Origin of the sequence: Serratia sp. NPDC087055 (assembly GCF_044900985.1) — a bacterium.
Classification (GTDB): domain Bacteria; phylum Pseudomonadota; class Gammaproteobacteria; order Enterobacterales; family Enterobacteriaceae; genus Serratia.
Genome location: NZ_JBJDOG010000004.1, coordinates 41,832 through 57,164 on the forward strand (window position 1 = coordinate 41,832; position 15,333 = coordinate 57,164).

At 55.0% G+C, this 15,333-nt stretch carries 14 protein-coding genes; 5 read left to right on the top strand and 9 right to left on the bottom strand.

The genetic code is table 11. From position 1 onward, the window contains the following. Positions 1 to 188 precede the first annotated feature (188 nt). From panM to ACI2J2_RS18405, 3 genes are read left to right on the top strand one after another with little or no spacing between them, the layout of a single operon-like run. On the top strand, positions 189 to 581 hold the full coding sequence (gene panM / locus ACI2J2_RS18395; RefSeq protein ID WP_209637732.1) for an aspartate 1-decarboxylase autocleavage activator PanM: 393 nt from the start codon (positions 189 to 191) through the stop codon (positions 579 to 581). Further along, entirely contained in the window at positions 578 to 1,795 is a 1,218-nt protein-coding gene (locus ACI2J2_RS18400) for a DUF3142 domain-containing protein (RefSeq protein ID WP_265556390.1), read from the top strand. Before panM ends, ACI2J2_RS18400 begins: the two co-directional genes overlap by 4 nt. Continuing rightward, positions 1,782 to 3,863 carry a hypothetical protein gene (locus tag ACI2J2_RS18405; protein ID WP_404760578.1) on the top strand — a complete coding sequence of 694 codons (2,082 nt, stop codon included), beginning with the start codon at positions 1,782 to 1,784 and terminating at the stop codon, positions 3,861 to 3,863. Before ACI2J2_RS18400 ends, ACI2J2_RS18405 begins: the two co-directional genes overlap by 14 nt. A 59-nt stretch (positions 3,864 to 3,922) precedes the next feature. Here ACI2J2_RS18405 and rpoH read toward each other — a convergent pair whose 3' ends face one another. The 4 genes from rpoH to ftsY all read right to left on the bottom strand — a co-directional run bounded on the left by rpoH (position 3,923) and on the right by ftsY (position 8,371). Continuing rightward, complete coding sequence (gene rpoH, locus ACI2J2_RS18410) at positions 3,923 to 4,780, bottom strand: RNA polymerase sigma factor RpoH (RefSeq protein ID WP_020824815.1); 858 nt, start codon at positions 4,778 to 4,780, stop codon at positions 3,923 to 3,925. Positions 4,781 to 5,095: 315 nt separating this feature from the next. Next, on the bottom strand, positions 5,096 to 6,049 hold the full coding sequence (ftsX, locus tag ACI2J2_RS18415; protein WP_209637738.1) for a permease-like cell division protein FtsX: 954 nt from the start codon (positions 6,047 to 6,049) through the stop codon (positions 5,096 to 5,098). After that, the gene (gene ftsE / locus ACI2J2_RS18420) at positions 6,039 to 6,710 is read right to left on the bottom strand and encodes a cell division ATP-binding protein FtsE (protein WP_020824813.1); all 672 of its coding nucleotides are present in this window, start codon (positions 6,708 to 6,710) and stop codon (positions 6,039 to 6,041) included. The genes ftsX and ftsE overlap by 11 nt, the downstream gene beginning before the upstream one ends. A gap of 5 nt (positions 6,711 to 6,715) precedes the next feature. Next, positions 6,716 to 8,371, bottom strand: coding sequence for a signal recognition particle-docking protein FtsY (gene ftsY / locus ACI2J2_RS18425; protein ID WP_404760579.1), 1,656 nt, complete (start codon positions 8,369 to 8,371; stop codon positions 6,716 to 6,718). A gap of 222 nt (positions 8,372 to 8,593) precedes the next feature. Here ftsY and rsmD point away from each other — a divergent pair, with 222 nt between their 5' ends. Continuing rightward, positions 8,594 to 9,214 carry a 16S rRNA (guanine(966)-N(2))-methyltransferase gene (gene rsmD, locus ACI2J2_RS18430; RefSeq protein ID WP_209637743.1) on the top strand — a complete coding sequence of 207 codons (621 nt, stop codon included), beginning with the start codon at positions 8,594 to 8,596 and terminating at the stop codon, positions 9,212 to 9,214. Continuing rightward, positions 9,204 to 9,476, top strand: a complete 273-nt coding sequence (locus tag ACI2J2_RS18435) for a DUF1145 family protein (RefSeq protein ID WP_006317223.1) — start codon at positions 9,204 to 9,206, stop codon at positions 9,474 to 9,476. Before rsmD ends, ACI2J2_RS18435 begins: the two co-directional genes overlap by 11 nt. On the opposite strand, the gene ACI2J2_RS18440 is transcribed toward ACI2J2_RS18435, so the two are convergent. From ACI2J2_RS18440 to ACI2J2_RS18460, 5 genes are all read right to left on the bottom strand, one after another. Continuing rightward, positions 9,477 to 9,842: a DUF2500 domain-containing protein gene (locus ACI2J2_RS18440; RefSeq protein WP_404760580.1), complete on the bottom strand. Its 366-nt coding sequence runs from the start codon at positions 9,840 to 9,842 to the stop codon at positions 9,477 to 9,479. It lies immediately after the preceding gene. 98 nt (positions 9,843 to 9,940) lie between these two features. Beyond that, positions 9,941 to 11,206, bottom strand: coding sequence for an MFS transporter (locus tag ACI2J2_RS18445; RefSeq protein WP_404760581.1), 1,266 nt, complete (start codon positions 11,204 to 11,206; stop codon positions 9,941 to 9,943). After that, entirely contained in the window at positions 11,196 to 13,628 is a 2,433-nt protein-coding gene (locus tag ACI2J2_RS18450; protein ID WP_404760582.1) for a lantibiotic dehydratase, read from the bottom strand. The genes ACI2J2_RS18445 and ACI2J2_RS18450 overlap by 11 nt, the downstream gene beginning before the upstream one ends. Beyond that, a complete protein-coding gene (locus tag ACI2J2_RS18455; protein WP_404760583.1) occupies positions 13,615 to 14,406 on the bottom strand; it encodes a hypothetical protein in 792 nt (263 codons plus the stop codon). Before ACI2J2_RS18455 ends, ACI2J2_RS18450 begins: the two co-directional genes overlap by 14 nt. Next, positions 14,396 to 15,319: a DUF692 family multinuclear iron-containing protein gene (locus ACI2J2_RS18460; RefSeq protein WP_404760584.1), complete on the bottom strand. Its 924-nt coding sequence runs from the start codon at positions 15,317 to 15,319 to the stop codon at positions 14,396 to 14,398. Before ACI2J2_RS18460 ends, ACI2J2_RS18455 begins: the two co-directional genes overlap by 11 nt. Between the last annotated feature and the right edge of the window lie 14 nt (positions 15,320 to 15,333).

Sequence of the window (15,333 nt, forward strand, 5' to 3'; positions counted from 1 at the left end):
TAAATCCGCGCCATTTAGCCCGTGGCGTAGCGCATCGTGCTGGTTAACAATCCATTTACTAACTATTTACTCGGAAAATGGTCCGTGCAAAAAACATTTTGCGCAGTAATCGTACAGAAAAACTTACACAACGCTCTGCACAAGATCTATTACACTGTCGGCATCATTTAACTGCGCGGAAATTCTGCATGAAACTGACCATTGAGCGCCTGACCGCGCTGTCCCCGCAAGATCTTATCGACCTCGGCAAAATCTGGCCGCATCAGCAGCCGGAAGAGTGGCAGAGCTGGCTGAACGATGGCAAAGCGCTGTTCGCCGCCCGTTTTAACGAGCGACTGTTAGGCGCAGTGAAAATTGCGATAGAGGGTGAAAAGGCCGAGTTACGGGATCTGCTGGTGCGCGAAGTCACACGCCGCCGTGGGGTTGGCCTCTATCTGGTGCAGGACGCGCAGCGCCAATTGCCGCAGATAACGCACTGGCAGCTTTCAACTGCAGGCCTGACGCCCCGCGAACGCGGTGAGGTGGATAACTTTATGCGCGCCTGCGGTTTCACTCAGCAAGGCGAACTCTGGCAGCAATGAAGCGGGGGCTAATAACGCTATTCGTACTGGCGCTGGCGTTAACCTCATGGTTCGGTGGCCGTCATCAGGCGCTAGGGTTATCACAACCTTGGGATAACCAGGTTTATGTCTGGCAACGGGTCTGGACCCCACAGCATGCCGCCGCATTGGCGCAAAGCCGTGATTTGTTCCCCGTGTTGCGGGTGCTGGGAATGCAGGCCCACCCGCGTGAAGGCTGGCGGGAAATCCCGGTTAACCTCCCGTTACTGAAACAAGATGGCCGCCCGTTGTGGCTGGTGGTCCGTCTGGACGGGCAGTTGGCGCAACTGGATGAGTCTGCCATTCGCCAGCGTCTACTCGAAACAGTGCAGCAGTGGCAACGCGCCGGGCTGCGGGTCATCGGCGTTGAAATAGATCATGACGCCGCAACCGCTCGACTGCCCGCGTATCAACATTTCTTGCAGCAACTGCGTCAGCAATTGCCCCATACCTTAGCGCTAGGCATCACGGCATTACCGACCTGGATCGGCTCAGCCGCGTTGCCCGGTGTATTGCAACAAGTCGACAGTTCGGTACTGCAAGTGCATGCGGTGCTGTCGCCTCAGCAAGGACTCTTCGTCAGCCCGCTGGCACTGCGTTGGGTAAATCAATACGCGAAAATCACGCCAAAACCTTTCCGGGTGGCATTACCAGCCTACGGTATGGGTCTGATGGGGGTCGATGCTCAGGGTGCCCAGGTTGAAAGCGAAGCGTCATTGCGCGTTGCGGGCACATCGCGTGAGTTAACCGTTGCACCGCAACAGGTGGCTGATTTTCTGCATCAACTGAATTCGCGGACCACGCCGCGCTTGCGTGGGATTATCTGGTTCCGACTGCCCTTGGCTGACGATCGCCGCGCCTGGTCGCTGGCTACGCTGCGGGCGGTAATAGAAAAGCAACCGCTCGACGCCAGCTGGCAGGTAAAATTTAGCCCTCAACCACAGCAAAATGGGCTAAATGATCTGATAATTCACAATAACGGCCCTGTTGACGCCCCATTGCCACATGAAATCATCATCACCGCGGGTGAGTGCCTGGCGGCGGACGCGGCAGGCAACTACCGGCTGGAAAGCGAGCCTCAACGGCAACGCTTTGTGCTCATTCACAGCGACCAGCTTCGCGCCGGACAATCCCGGCCGCTGGGCTGGCTGCGATGCCAACAACTGATGCCAGGAGGCACCCTTGTCATACCTTAATGCGCACGCCAGACGGAGTCTCTGCGGACGTTCTCTCTCTCTGGCAGCCCTGATCGGTTCTGCGTTGGCGATGCCGATTAACAGCTATGCTTGCGGGCCGGACTTCCCTAATCGCCTGCTGGTCGATCGCAACGGCACACTGCTGTACATGCCGGAAGGTAACTTCGCTTTTGAAGCAGGCCGTCTGGTCGCCGTGGATAAGCAGCTACCGCTGTGGAAAGCGCCACCGCCGGCCATGCCGCCGAAACCTATGCCACTGTCACCGGAAACCCTCATCATCGATAAAATGCGGGCGGCCAAGACCGTTGAAGAGGCCGATGCCGTCAATACTCAAGGGTTATCTGACGCCGCCCGTCTTTACCAACTGGGCGCAGTGGCTTTTGCCGGTGAAGACCCACGCGCGGGTGAGTATTTCCAGCAGGTACTGGCGCTACCCGCCGCAGACCAGGGCGACTGGGGACTGCGGGCACAATATTCACTCGGCCGATTGCTAATGGGTGATCACGGCACGCCAGAGAATGAAACTGGCGCATCGGCCGTGGCGGTCAAACACCCTGGTAAACCGCAGCTCGAGCAAGCGTTAGCCGCATTCCAGCAGGTGATTGAGCGGGTGAAAAGCGGCACGACTGACCCTGACCAACTGGCGCTAAGCAGCCTTGGCCAGCAAGCACGTATCCACCTGTGGTTGGGTGAGGTCGCTCAAGCGGCTCATCTGTATGCGCAGCAGGCAGCACAAGGCGACCAAGACGGTGGGTTGTCGTTGCAGTACGTCTCCAGCTATCTGGTCAACCCTGACCACTTCGATGTGCTTAAACAGACCATTACCGATCCGTTGATCCAACAGTTGGTGACCATTGAACTGTTTGCCCGCAGCAGTAATTTACAAATGGCAGACACTGACGGCACCGGCAGCCGTTCTACACAGATTGTCAGCCAAATTCTGACGCTGTTGGATGCCTCGGTGAAAAGCGGTTTCAGCGGCAGCGATCGACTGGCGGCACTCGCGTACCGCGCAGGGCAATATCCGATGGCAGCCAGCCTGCTGAAACACGCCGGAGACAGCGGCCTGGCCTGGTGGCTCCGTGCCAAGATGGCGTTGCGGGACGGGGATGTTAAAACCGCTACCGCAGACTACGCCAAAGCAGCAGCCGCTTTCCCATCCAGTGAAAGCTGGGGTGAACAGCGCAATGCGGACTTTACGCCAGAAACCCTCGTACCCGAGTGCCGGGTTGCGGGGGAACAGGCCATCCTGGCCCTGGATCGCGGCGACTATCTGCAAGCCATGGACTTCTTGTATCGCGGCAAAGATATTTACTGGGCGGACGTCGCCGACGTGGCGGAGCGCGTGCTTACCGTCGACGAACTTAAAGGCTTTGTCGATAAGCATGTGCCGGCACCTGCTACACCGCTGAAACCTGTTAATCCGGACGAGTATAACGGCCAAACGCTTACACCGGACGTGCAACTACGCGAACTGCTGGCGCGGCGGCTGATGCGTGCCCAACGCCCTCAAGAGGCAATGGGCTATTTTGACATCCCTAACTACCGTCAGGTTGCCCAACAGTACGCAGATACGCTGAAAACAGCCCAGGACAAAACTGCCGACAAACTGGTGCGGGCCAAAGCCTATTATCAAGCCGCAACGCTGCTGCGCACCCAAGGACTGGAGTTTACCGGTTATGAAATGACACCGGATTACGCCATTTATGACGCAGGTTATTCCTATCTGGGCGATGCTTTTGATACCCGAGCGCTGAAGCATAAAAGTTGGATCAGCAGCGCAGAAGCCGCGCGAGCTAAAGCGGCATTGCCGTCGCAAGACAATCGCTTCCTGCACTACCGTTGGCAAGCGGTCGATCTGGCTCAACAGGCGGCTGACTTACTGCCACCGGCGAGCCAAGCCTATGCCGCCGTGCTGTGTAATGCTGCCGGGTGGGTGATCAAACGTGATGCCAAAACGGGTCGAGCGTTGTATCAGCGCTATATCACTACCGGGACCCGGTATAGCTGGGCCAACAAATTTGGTTATGACTGCCCTGCACCGGACTTCTCCGCCGTAACGCGATAACGCCGAATTTCAGGCACAAAAAAGCCCGGCTAGCCGGGCTTTTTAACGCTTATGCGGAATTAGGCTTCGATCGCCATTTTCAGTTTCTTCATGGCGTTCTTTTCTAGCTGACGCACACGTTCAGCGGAAACGCCGTACTGATCGGCCAGCTCTTGCAGCGTAGACTTGTTGTCGTCATCCAACCAACGGGCGCGGATGATATGCTGGCTACGCTCGTCCAGACCTTCCAGCGCATAGGCCAGTTTGTCTGCTGCGTTGCTTTCCCAGTTATCTTCCTCGATACCCTCGGCGAAGTCCGAGCTTTTATCCTGCAGGTACAGCACAGGTGCCATCGATTGACCATCACGGGCTTCATCATCCGGTGTTGGATCGAAAGTCATATCCTGCGCCGCCATGCGGGATTCCATCTCACGCACGTCTTTACTGGTCACACCCAATTCACGGGCCACCAGTTCCACTTCATCCTGATTGAACCAGCCCAAACGCTGCTTGGTTTTACGCAGGTTAAAGAACAGCTTACGCTGAGCCTTAGTCGTGGCAACTTTGACGATACGCCAGTTACGCAGTACGTACTCGTGAATTTCTGCCTTGATCCAGTGCACAGCAAAGGAAACCAAACGCACCCCAACCTCTGGGTTGAAGCGGCGAACAGCTTTCATCAGGCCGATATTACCTTCCTGGATCAAGTCCGCCTGCGGCAAGCCATAACCAGAATAATTCCGGGCAATATGAGCGACAAAGCGCAGGTGAGACAGGATCAGCTGCTTAGCGGCTTCCAGATCGCCCTGATAATGCAGCCGTTCAGCCAGCTCCCGCTCTTCCTCTGCCGTCAGCATAGGATAGGTGTTGGCGGCCCGAATATAGGCTTCCAAACTGCCCTGGGGCACTAAAGCTAAAGTTTGCATTTCTTTGGTCATTCAAACCCTCTCTTGAAAAAACAGGTCATGCAGGTGATTATCACGGCGGGGAAATGATTGATTCTACGGCAGTTGCTATTGCAAAAGCGGTCCACACGCCGGGCACCATAACATTTTGCTGCAGATTTTGACCGCGTTCCGCCCTATTAGTTCACAGTTTTTCGATCACGCTGTGCATGACAATACGTGACGAAGACTTAAGCCGATAGGGAATTTGTGCGCAAAGAAGAGACTGGATGATGCTTAAGTTATTGTCGGTAACTCTTCTCCCGCAACACGCTCAGAGCAGCAGAAGAAGAGTATACCAAAAAAACGTTATTGTGGTGTAAATCGACGTAAATGTTGCACGGTGGCTAACCAGGCGGCGATCCAGCCGATCATCGCAGAGACAATCAGCAGCAGCAAGGCTTCATCCCAACCTAAACCGTGTAACGTAAAGGTGGTACCAAAGACCTTGGCCACGCCGGTCACTACCGACTCCAACCGCCACACCATCGCACCGGACAAGAACAGCGACAGCAATGCGCCGAAGAAACCCAGCATCGCACCGCCATTCAGGAACGGCCGCAGAATAAAGCCGTCGGTCGCGCCGATCAGTTTCATCACGTTTATGGTGTCCCGACGGCTGAAGATGCTCAACCGCACGCTGTTGCCGATCACCAGGAAGACCGCCACAATCATCAGCACGCCGATCATCGCGGCCACTTGCCCCACCAGCCCGGTCAGTGCGGCCAGACGGGCAAACCAGCTGTCATCCATCCGCACTTCATCCACACCCTGTACCGCTGCCACGCGATCGCGCAGGGTATTAAGGGTATCTGAACTTTGGAAGCTCATTTTCGGCGTGATAATCGCGACCGCTGGCAATGGGTTCTCTTCCAGCATATCCAGTGCGCCGCCAAAGCCGGACCAGTTGCGGAATTCGCCCCGGGCCTCTTCACGCGACAGGTAATTCACTTTCTCTACGCCGGCTTCCGCCTTGATGGCGTCGAGCACTTTCACCGCCGCGTCGTCATCGAGGGATTTATCCAGATACACCGTCAACTGCGGCGTTGGGTACCACTGGGTCGCCGCGGTGCTGACGTTTTTCCACACGATGTAGCACACACTCGGTAACGTCAGGGAAATGGCGATCACCATTACCGTCAGCAACGTCGCCAACGGCTGACGCAGCATATCCTTGATGGCGTTCATCCACGCGTAGCGCCATTGTTCACGCCAGCCGCCGCGCAGCGCTTTGCTCTTGGCGGTTTTTGCATTATTCGCCATGATGCGCTCCTCCAGCCATGCGACCCTGACTCAGACGCAGAATACGGTAATTGCGACGAGCAATCAGCCCGGTATCGTGGGTAGCCATCAGTACGGTAACGCCGACACGGTTAAATTCCTCAAACAGACGCAGAATGCCTTCAGACAGCGCATCGTCCAGGTTACCGGTTGGCTCATCCGCCAACAGCACGGCAGGCTTGTTCACCACCGCACGGGCGATGCCCACACGTTGTTGTTCACCACCCGAAAGTTGAATGGGGAAGTTTTTCGCCTTATCCAACAGCCCAACCTTATCCAACGCAGCGGAAACGCGGCGGCGAATGTCTTCGGTGCTGGCACCCGCGATGATCAGTGGCATTGCCACGTTGTCATACACCGTGCGATCCAGCAGCAGATGGTGATCCTGGAAAATCATGCCGATCTGGCGGCGCAGGAACGGCACCTCACGGTTTTTTAACCGACTGATGTCGTGCCCACCAAACCAGATATGGCCGGCGCTTGGCCTTTCGATACCACAAATCAGTTTAAGCAGGGTACTTTTACCCGCGCCGGAATGGCCGGTCAGAAACGCCATCTCTGCCGGGCGCAGATGGAAATCTACCCCCTGCAGTGCCTGCCGTCCGCCCAGATAAGCTTTACTGACCTGTTCAAAGCGAATCATCCGTATTAATCCTCTCGGGCAAAAAGTGCCTCAATAAAATCGTCAGCCTTAAACGGCCGCAAATCTTCGATGCCTTCCCCAACGCCGATGTAACGAATCGGGATAGAGAACTGATCGGCAATGGCGAAGATCACCCCGCCCTTGGCGGTACCGTCCAATTTAGTCAGTGTGATACCGGTTAAGCCCACAGCTTCATTAAATAATTTCGCCTGGCTGACAGCATTCTGTCCGGTGCTGGCATCTAGAGTCAGCATAACCTCATGGGGGGCCTGGTCGTCCAGTTTTTTCATGACGCGGACGATCTTCTTCAGCTCTTCCATCAGGTGCGCTTTGTTCTGCAAACGCCCCGCCGTATCGGCAAGCAGTACGTCGATACCACGGGCTTTGGCGGCCTGCACGGCATCGTAAATCACCGAGGCAGAGTCCGCGCCAGTATGCTGCGCCACAACCGGAATACGGTTACGTTCACCCCACACCTGAAGTTGCTCCACGGCCGCCGCACGGAAGGTATCCCCTGCCGCCAGCATCACCGATTTGCCTTCAGCCTGGAATTGGCGAGCCAGTTTACCGATAGTGGTGGTTTTACCGACGCCGTTCACCCCAACCATCAGAATGACATACGGGTTTTTACCGCCAACATCCAGTGGCTGATCAACTTTAGCCAGAATTTCAGACATTTCCTCCTTCAACTTACCGTACAACGCCTCGGCGTCTTTCAGTTGCTTGCGGCTGGCATGTTGAGTCAGGGATGTAATGATTTTACGCGTGGTTTCCACGCCAACGTCGGCCACCAACAATTGCTCTTCCAATTCTTCAAAGAGATCGTCGTCGATTTTCTTGCCGCGGAACAGGCCGATGAAGCCTGAACCCAAATTTTGCTTGGTTTTTACCAGGCTGCGTTTCAGACGGGCAAAGAAGCCTTCTTTGGTCGGGCGTTCTTGCTCCTGAGTCACTACAGGTGCCTGCAGCTCAGGTTCTTTTTCTTCTTCAACGTCTTCTGCAACGACCGGGGCGGCGATAATCGGCTCCAAAGCCACCTTAGCCGGTAAAGGCTCTGGCTCCGATGCAGTCACTTCCGGCTTAACCTCAACAACGGGCTCCGGTTCAACCACGTCCGGCGCAATCTCGATAACCGGCTCAGGCTCGACCACGTCCGGCGCAATCTCGATAACCGGTTCAGGCTCGACCACGTCCGGCGCAACCTCGATAACCGGCTCAGGCTCAACCACTTCGGGTTCAGACACAATCACCGGCTCAGGTACAACCACTGCAACCGGTTCTGGCTCAACGTCAGTATTCTGCTCTGCGGTCTCTTCTACTGCTGCCGGCTTCTGTTCCAAGGCCACCTGTTCAGTAACGGTAACAATGTCTTCCGCCAGCGTGTCTGCCGGTGCAGGGTGCTCGGCAACAACCGGCACGCTTTCTGCTATATGTTCACCGGTCAGGCTACCGTCCCATTCTCCTGGGGTATCTACGGAAGCGGCAGGTTCAGATTCCTGGGCGGGGAGCTGGTCATCCAGCTTGGGGGAAACCGGTTCAGCCGGCGTCTCCACGGCCTGATTATCCGCCGGTTCTACCGACGTCTCAGGTTGCTGTTGCTCTTCTTCCTTCTGGCCAAAGCCCAGCCAGGAGAAAAATCCGCGTTTCTTATCTTTTGCCATGTTATGACTCTACTCCGTACCGAAGGCTTGCTTATACTGATAATTATTCCGCCGAGTCTATCACTTTCCCTCGCGCAGCAACACGCATCCGGTATGCTTTCCGCTGTGAAATCAGGCAACAAAGTTTTACCGTTTCCCCCGGCGCGTCTCACCGGTAGAATAGAGACAACTTTTCGTTAAATCATGAGGCCTCACGGCCATAGAAAGAAATAAAGCAAACCTATGACAAGAATATCGCCACGGGCATCGGCAAAAAAACCGTCCCAGGCTGCGGCCGGGCAGATCCGTATTATCGGTGGCCAATGGCGCGGACGAAAACTGCCCGTACCGAACAGCCCGGGGCTGCGCCCGACGACCGATCGCGTTCGTGAAACTCTGTTCAACTGGCTGGCACCGGTGATCCAGGGCGCACGCTGCCTGGATTGTTTTGCCGGTAGCGGTGCACTCGGGCTGGAAGCCTTATCGCGCTATGCCGGCAGCGTCACCTTGTTGGAGTTCGAACGCCCAGTGGCACAACAACTGGAGAAAAATCTGGCGCTGCTGCAAGGGAAAGGCGATGTGGTCAACACTAACGCCCTGACCTGGCTGGCACGCAATGCCCAACCCTTTGACGTGGTGTTCCTCGATCCGCCGTTTCGCAAAGGGCTGTTGGCTGAAACTATTGCGCTGCTGGAGCACCAAGGCTGGCTGGCCGATGAGGCCTGGATTTACGTAGAAGCCGAAGCCGAAAGCGCCGCAACTGACGTCCCGGCCAATTGGCAGCTACACCGTGAAAAAGTCGCCGGTCAGGTGGCTTACCGTCTTTATATACGTTCGCAAGAGAAAACCGACAATGCTGATTAATCTGGGTCGCCTGCTGATGCTGTGCGTGTGGGGCTTTCTGCTCTCCAATCTGTTCCACCCTTTTCCCAAGCCGCTGAAGTACTTCATCGACGTGGCGCTGTTCTTTATGGTGGTGATGCACGGGCTGCAATTAGTTTTGTTGAAGTCCACTCAACCGAAAGATCAACCGATAAGCTACTGGCAGGAAGCCAAGATCTTCATCTTTGGCGTTTTCGAGCTTCTGGCCTGGCAGAAAAAACAGCCTCCTATCAAAAGAAAATAGTTATTGCGGCGCAGGCTGGGCGGTAAAGGAGAGGTAACGCGTTCCTTGCATGCTCAGCGTGCCCTGCGCGCCCTTTTCGATCGGATTGTATTGCCACTGTTTCAACCGTAGCCGAATCGCCTCACCGCCAGCCAATGGGCTGAACACAACTTCATAGTGCATTGGTTCGTTGACCATGGTTTCACGCTGTGGCGAGCGGGTCTTGGCGACGGGAAATTCGTGCTTATCGCTCACGATGACCTGCAGATTGCGCACCGACGCGCGATCGTTCTCCGCTTCCAGCCGGCGCTGATGAAAATAGCGCTGTGTCGCCAGCACAGCGATCAATGCAATCACAGCAATAAAAAACAGTGGCGGTTTGCTCATCCTAATTTCTATTCCCTGTTAGCTGTATCAGCATAACCATAACAACAACTTTCACGTTGGAGTGCCACCCGTTTTTTGTCATTACCTCACCAGACACATTAAGCGCGCGTGAGTTTCCAGGGTTTAAAGGTTAGCCACAGCAGCAAACCGGGCAATTGCAGCGCGATCAATAAGGCCAACGACCACTGGTAAGCCACCACCGGGTAGCTACCAGCCACCGTAGCCCAATTGCCGATCACCGAGCCCACCAGCCATTGCACGACAAATGCCAACACGAAGACAACCAGATTAAATGAAGCGCTTACCCGGCCAGCTAGCGCAGGTTCGACGGACTGAGCCACAATGGCATAGTTCATGGTAGCTGCCGTACCAAAGAAACTGAATCCCATCGTGATTACATAAGGTGATACGGAAATCCCGCTTAACATCAGCACCTGAAACAGCACAAAAATCGCTACGCCGCAGCCACAGATCATAATCGGCTGCACGGTATATTTACGCAGGTAATCCGTCAACCAACCAAAACTGAGTGATCCTGCAACCATAGCGACCGTACCTAGCATCAATGCATTGGCCATTTGTGCATTGCTCAGGCCAGCAACATCGTGTAGCCAAGGGCCCATCCAAAGCGCCAAGATCGCCATGTAAGTCGCGTGGGCAAACACCGAATAGAGCCCTAATCGCCAGAAAGTCCATGAGCGATATAAGCGTCCCACTTCGCGACACATATCGCTAAAACGCGTATTTTTCGGGGTAAAGGCACCACGTACCGAAAAATGAATCACCGCACTCACCAATACGGTTAATACAGCCAACAGCAGGAATGCTTCTCTCCAGGTAATCCACGTTAACGCTGCATGCAACGGCGTCGTCGACGCCATGGCTCCCAAACCGCCAACAGAAAGTAGACAGGCGGTACTGAGTGGCAGCCTGTCGACCGGCAGCCAGATTGAGCATGCCTTGATGGCACTCATCAGGGAACCGGCAACCCCCAAACCGATCAAACCACGCCCAATCAGCAACCCCGCCTCGCTATGTGACATTGCAAAAATCACTGAGCCGGCAGCCGCGATCAACAGCATCGGGCTTTGCACCGACCGGGGACCATAGCGATCCAGCATCACACCAAGGGGCAATTGAGCCGCGGCGAACGTGAGGAAATAGACCCCGGTCAACACCCCCAAACTTTCCGCCGGCAGGTGTAACTCATTGGCAAGGTCGTTATAAATCACGGCGTTCACGGTACGGTACAGGTAAGAGATAAAATGGCCCATACCGAAGGGGATAAAAATCGTTAAGAACAGCATGGCGAAGCTTTTTTTCGCTTCCTGTACCGCTACGCTAGAAACCTGTTCATTTGGCATTCTCAGAAGCCTCCTGCTTAATGGGGGAGAATGTGGTACGTATCTCGCAACAGACGCGGCCACGAGCATCATTGAGCCATAGCTCATCAGGTGTCGGCAGCATTTCCGATACGTGAATCACCCGTGCTTTTTTCAGCGCCGTCGTCAGCGTGTCTAAAGAAAGCGGATTATCGAAATCGATAAATAAAGGTTTAGGTTCGCTGTCACACTTGATGAATACCCAACGCGGTAGTGCCTGTTGCTGCTGCCATTCACGCCACTGGATAAACGCCAGAAACTCATCGGAAACTGCTTCAGGCCACCCACCGATGTTAAACGCCCAGGTACGCCGCTTGTATAGGGTACGGTTCACGCGAATGCGGCGTGGCTCGTGGCGTGGCAACATATCTCCCGCCAGTTGAAACAGCAATTGATGCAGCGCAGTGCTGTTGACACAAAGCAAGTCCTCGTGAAAAGCACCCTCCATGTCCTCTACCGTCAGGCGACCAGCCTTGCAATGTAAGCGGGCACGCCCCACGGGATAACGTTTTTCAGCGGCCACACTGCCCCCGCAGCCAGGCAATAATAACTGAGCATAATGCGGTACCAAGGGCCAATCGATATGCGAACGCTGATAACTCTCGGGCGAGTCGGCCAATACCAGCCGCTCCCGACCCAGTAGCCTATTAACCTCCTGTTCAATCTCCGCCGTAACGGGGCAAAATGGCGCAGCGACCGGTTGACTCAGCGTATGAACCCCTGGGTGCGTTTCCCCTAGCACCACCAAATACTCTCCGCGATTCAACGCCTCCAGATCTTCCGCCGCCAACATAAAATCCGGCGAGTGGAAGTCATCACCAAACACCGAAAAATCAGCCGCTGCAGGACATTGTTGATGCAATGCCGCTAACACCTGTGCCAATTGTCCCGCATTGAGCTGCAGCTCTTCTGTATGTACCGCGCTGAGTAACGGCTGCCAGGCTTCATTCAGCATGCCGCGGATCCGTTCGCAAACCTGTTGTTGAATCGCTGCCTGTTGCGGATGCAATCGATGCAAGAACGCCAACAAACTGATGGCTTGCCCATCCTTGCGTGGTGGGATCAGCTGATAGATATCCAGCCAGGCCTGGTGCAACAAAACACCTGTGGCACGCGTGAGCCATTGATACAACGACATAAGCGGAGCAAAGTCCGTATCAAGTGCCTGTTGCATCGTCCGGCTAAACGTCAGGGTACTGGCGCGGGCGCAATCCTCATAAACCGGATAACGCCCGACATACATCTTCCCGCTTTCCCGCACTAACGAAACCCCTGCGTCACTCAGTGTCTGGTTCATCTCCACCAATGTCTGCTGGCGTTGGTGTAAATCGCCGCCAGCATAGGTTTCACGCAGCCCTTCCAAATGCCGGAAACACTCGGACCAGTGGGCGATAAAATTGACAGGCAACGCGGCGGTGCGCATTGCCTGTAAGATCGTGGTTAACGCAGCAGGATCGCGTGGCGAAAGCTGGAAGCCGCGTTGCACAATACCGGCCTCGATCAGGTGTTCAACGACCGGACCCGGGTCGCTATTTAGGCGATGACGCAACTGTTTTTCACTGACAGCCTCCAACGTCAACGCTTTCAACACATCCAAAACCGGGCCTGCCAGGCGGCGTGATTTATCCAGCGGATAGTGCAATACATCGCCCTGAAGATAGCAGCCAGGGTTCACCGATAGCGGTAAACACGCCGGCTCGGGACACTGTGTGTTGACCTGGGCCACGAGCCGCTGCATGACCCAGCTTTCAAAAAAAGTTTCCCGCTGAGAAAGCCACGGGCCTGCGCTCCAATTAACATCGGCTAGCATGGTTTGTTGATCGTCAAACCGTCCCCAGGCTATCGGGCCAAAAAAGCTGCAGGTATCATTCTTGGTACAAAAGCGCTGGGCATAACTCCATCCCAGGCGAATTTTTTGTTTTTTACGGCTGTCATAAGGCGTATGGCGTTCGGTGATCAGTGCATTAATTCGCTGGGCGGCCTCGGGATTAGAAATGAATATCGCCTCCGACACGTCGGCCCGTGACAGAAAATCAATCAACTGCTGACGCATCTGCTCGCTAAAGGCAGTAAATCCGGGGCGCAGGGCTGCCTCTTGCTCGATAATCTTCGCGTTGATGCTGTGCCACTCCTCGAGCGGCTGTTGCAAAACATCACGCAACGGCAACGGCAAGTCACTCACGCTCACCGCCTGTTGAGCCGCCAGTTTACGTGCGAACTTGCGACATTGATCTTCTCCCACGATGGCCATCTGCTGCTCAAACGTCTGCAGTAGCCGCCCACGCCATTGATATAACGCCATCAGTGAGGTGAACGCCGGTAAGCTGGAGAATGCAGAAGCCTGCATCAGGTGATCGGCCGGAAACCCCGCAGAACGCAACCAAAAATAATCAGCGCACTTCATGCATGGCCTCCCGCAACACCAGCGCATTGGCTGCCACCAAACGTGCCAAAAACGGTGAGTCACTTTCATCCAGAGGTACGCCGACCACGGGCGGCTGGTTAAACAATGCGGCACAGCGAGGTGGCAACAACAGGTACTTATGGCGACTGTTCAAATCCGGCAACGTTACCAGCAGGTGCTCTTCACCGGGAGGAGGCATGACCTGCCCCAGCGTTTTTTTATCGCGCAACCACTGTGAAAGGCGGAACTGGCTACGGTACAGGCGAGCCATGCCAGTGTGTGCATAGCCCGCAGGGCCAGAAGCATCAGGCACCCCGTGTTGCAGTGACAGATACAACGACACCACTTGGTATTCCAGGCCCATTAAATCCAACAGCGGCGCGGGCCATACCTGGTTTTCCCCATCCGCTCTCAACCAATTGAGGATATCCCGACAATAGGTATAAACACGTGGGCCATAATCATGCCATTGATGCGCGTGTAAAAAGTCGCGCGACAGCTGCGGCATTTCCACACCACGATTAAGCAGCGCTCGCAACGTCAAGGGGGCACCATTTTCCAGTGCATTAATAAAGGAATTCACCAATCGAAACTGGTAGTTCTCAATAAACCACTTCGCACGATCAATATTCTCAGCATAGGCCGCGATCACCGTTTGCTCTTCCGGCGTAAATACATCACAAGCCTGTGGCTGCCATTGGCGGTCAACCAACTGCTGTTGTAACGCTTCATCACGCAGGATCTTACGCCAGGTATGCCAAGCAATTTTAGCATCCATCGCTTACCCCCTCTTGGCCGCTCACCGCCCGCTGCCAAATAGCCTGGGCACGCTTCACGTCTTTGACAATCATCGATTCATCATTAGCGTCCATGACCCGCGTCAACGCGTGGTGCGCCTGCCCCTGGTACTCCAGTACAATCGCAGAAGGCAAGGTGCGCGACAGGAGATCTTCATACAGATCCCATACCGGTTCAGGTACGGCGGCATCGTGCCAGTCGTGGTACAGGCCATCCGCCCAACTCCCCCCGGCCAAATGAACCGAAATCACACGATCCAGCGGTAACGTGTCAAGATAATCAGCCAGATCAAAACCCGGCAGATTGATAGAATTGGTATAAATGTTGTGTAAATCCAGGTGCAGAAAGGTGCCTGAGCGCTGTACCAGACGTGCCAGAAACTCCGCTTCACGCATTTCGGCTCCGGGACAAGGCAGATAATAAGCGGCATTCTCATGGGCTAGCGGCATACCGTAACGCTGTTGCAATTCGGCGGCGCGATCGGCGCAGCGGAGCACTTCTCGCTGCGAAAACTGCAGTGGGCTGCTCCAAATGTCCAACCAGGAATCATCACCGTAAAAACAATGGTTAGCGACCCATGGGCTGTTGATCATTTTGGCCAGTGGGATATGACGTTGCACCGCGGCGGTACTGTCTAATGGGTTAAAGCCAAAGTCACAGCCGTAGTTTGAATGTGCCAGCAAAGTGAAACGTTCGCCAAGTTTTTCCAACGTCGCACGCACTTCCGGACGCATAATATGCGGCCCGTCCATTGGAGCCATAATGTTGTCTAACAGTATTTCCAACAAATCGACGTGCAAGGTTTCAAACGGAAACCAGTCCAGTATTTCTGGGTTATATTGAATACCCACCCCAACCGCTGTGGGTTTTGCCATTGCTGTCATATCGTCCATAATCCCCGTCGGAA

Coding starts and splice junctions, on each gene's coding strand:
- panM (WP_209637732.1), top strand. CDS start 189: ATGAAACTGACCATTGAGCGCCTGACCGCGCTGTCCCCGCAAGATCTT.
- ACI2J2_RS18400 (WP_265556390.1), top strand. CDS start 578: ATGAAGCGGGGGCTAATAACGCTATTCGTACTGGCGCTGGCGTTAACC.
- rpoH (WP_020824815.1), bottom strand. CDS start 4,780: ATGACCAAAGAAATGCAAACTTTAGCTTTAGTGCCCCAGGGCAGTTTG.
- ftsX (WP_209637738.1), bottom strand. CDS start 6,049: ATGGCGAATAATGCAAAAACCGCCAAGAGCAAAGCGCTGCGCGGCGGC.
- ftsE (WP_020824813.1), bottom strand. CDS start 6,710: ATGATTCGCTTTGAACAGGTCAGTAAAGCTTATCTGGGCGGACGGCAG.
- ftsY (WP_404760579.1), bottom strand. CDS start 8,371: ATGGCAAAAGATAAGAAACGCGGATTTTTCTCCTGGCTGGGCTTTGGC.
- rsmD (WP_209637743.1), top strand. CDS start 8,594: ATGACAAGAATATCGCCACGGGCATCGGCAAAAAAACCGTCCCAGGCT.
- ACI2J2_RS18435 (WP_006317223.1), top strand. CDS start 9,204: ATGCTGATTAATCTGGGTCGCCTGCTGATGCTGTGCGTGTGGGGCTTT.
- ACI2J2_RS18440 (WP_404760580.1), bottom strand. CDS start 9,842: ATGAGCAAACCGCCACTGTTTTTTATTGCTGTGATTGCATTGATCGCT.
- ACI2J2_RS18445 (WP_404760581.1), bottom strand. CDS start 11,206: ATGCCAAATGAACAGGTTTCTAGCGTAGCGGTACAGGAAGCGAAAAAA.
- ACI2J2_RS18450 (WP_404760582.1), bottom strand. CDS start 13,628: ATGAAGTGCGCTGATTATTTTTGGTTGCGTTCTGCGGGGTTTCCGGCC.
- ACI2J2_RS18455 (WP_404760583.1), bottom strand. CDS start 14,406: ATGGATGCTAAAATTGCTTGGCATACCTGGCGTAAGATCCTGCGTGAT.
- ACI2J2_RS18460 (WP_404760584.1), bottom strand. CDS start 15,319: ATGGACGATATGACAGCAATGGCAAAACCCACAGCGGTTGGGGTGGGT.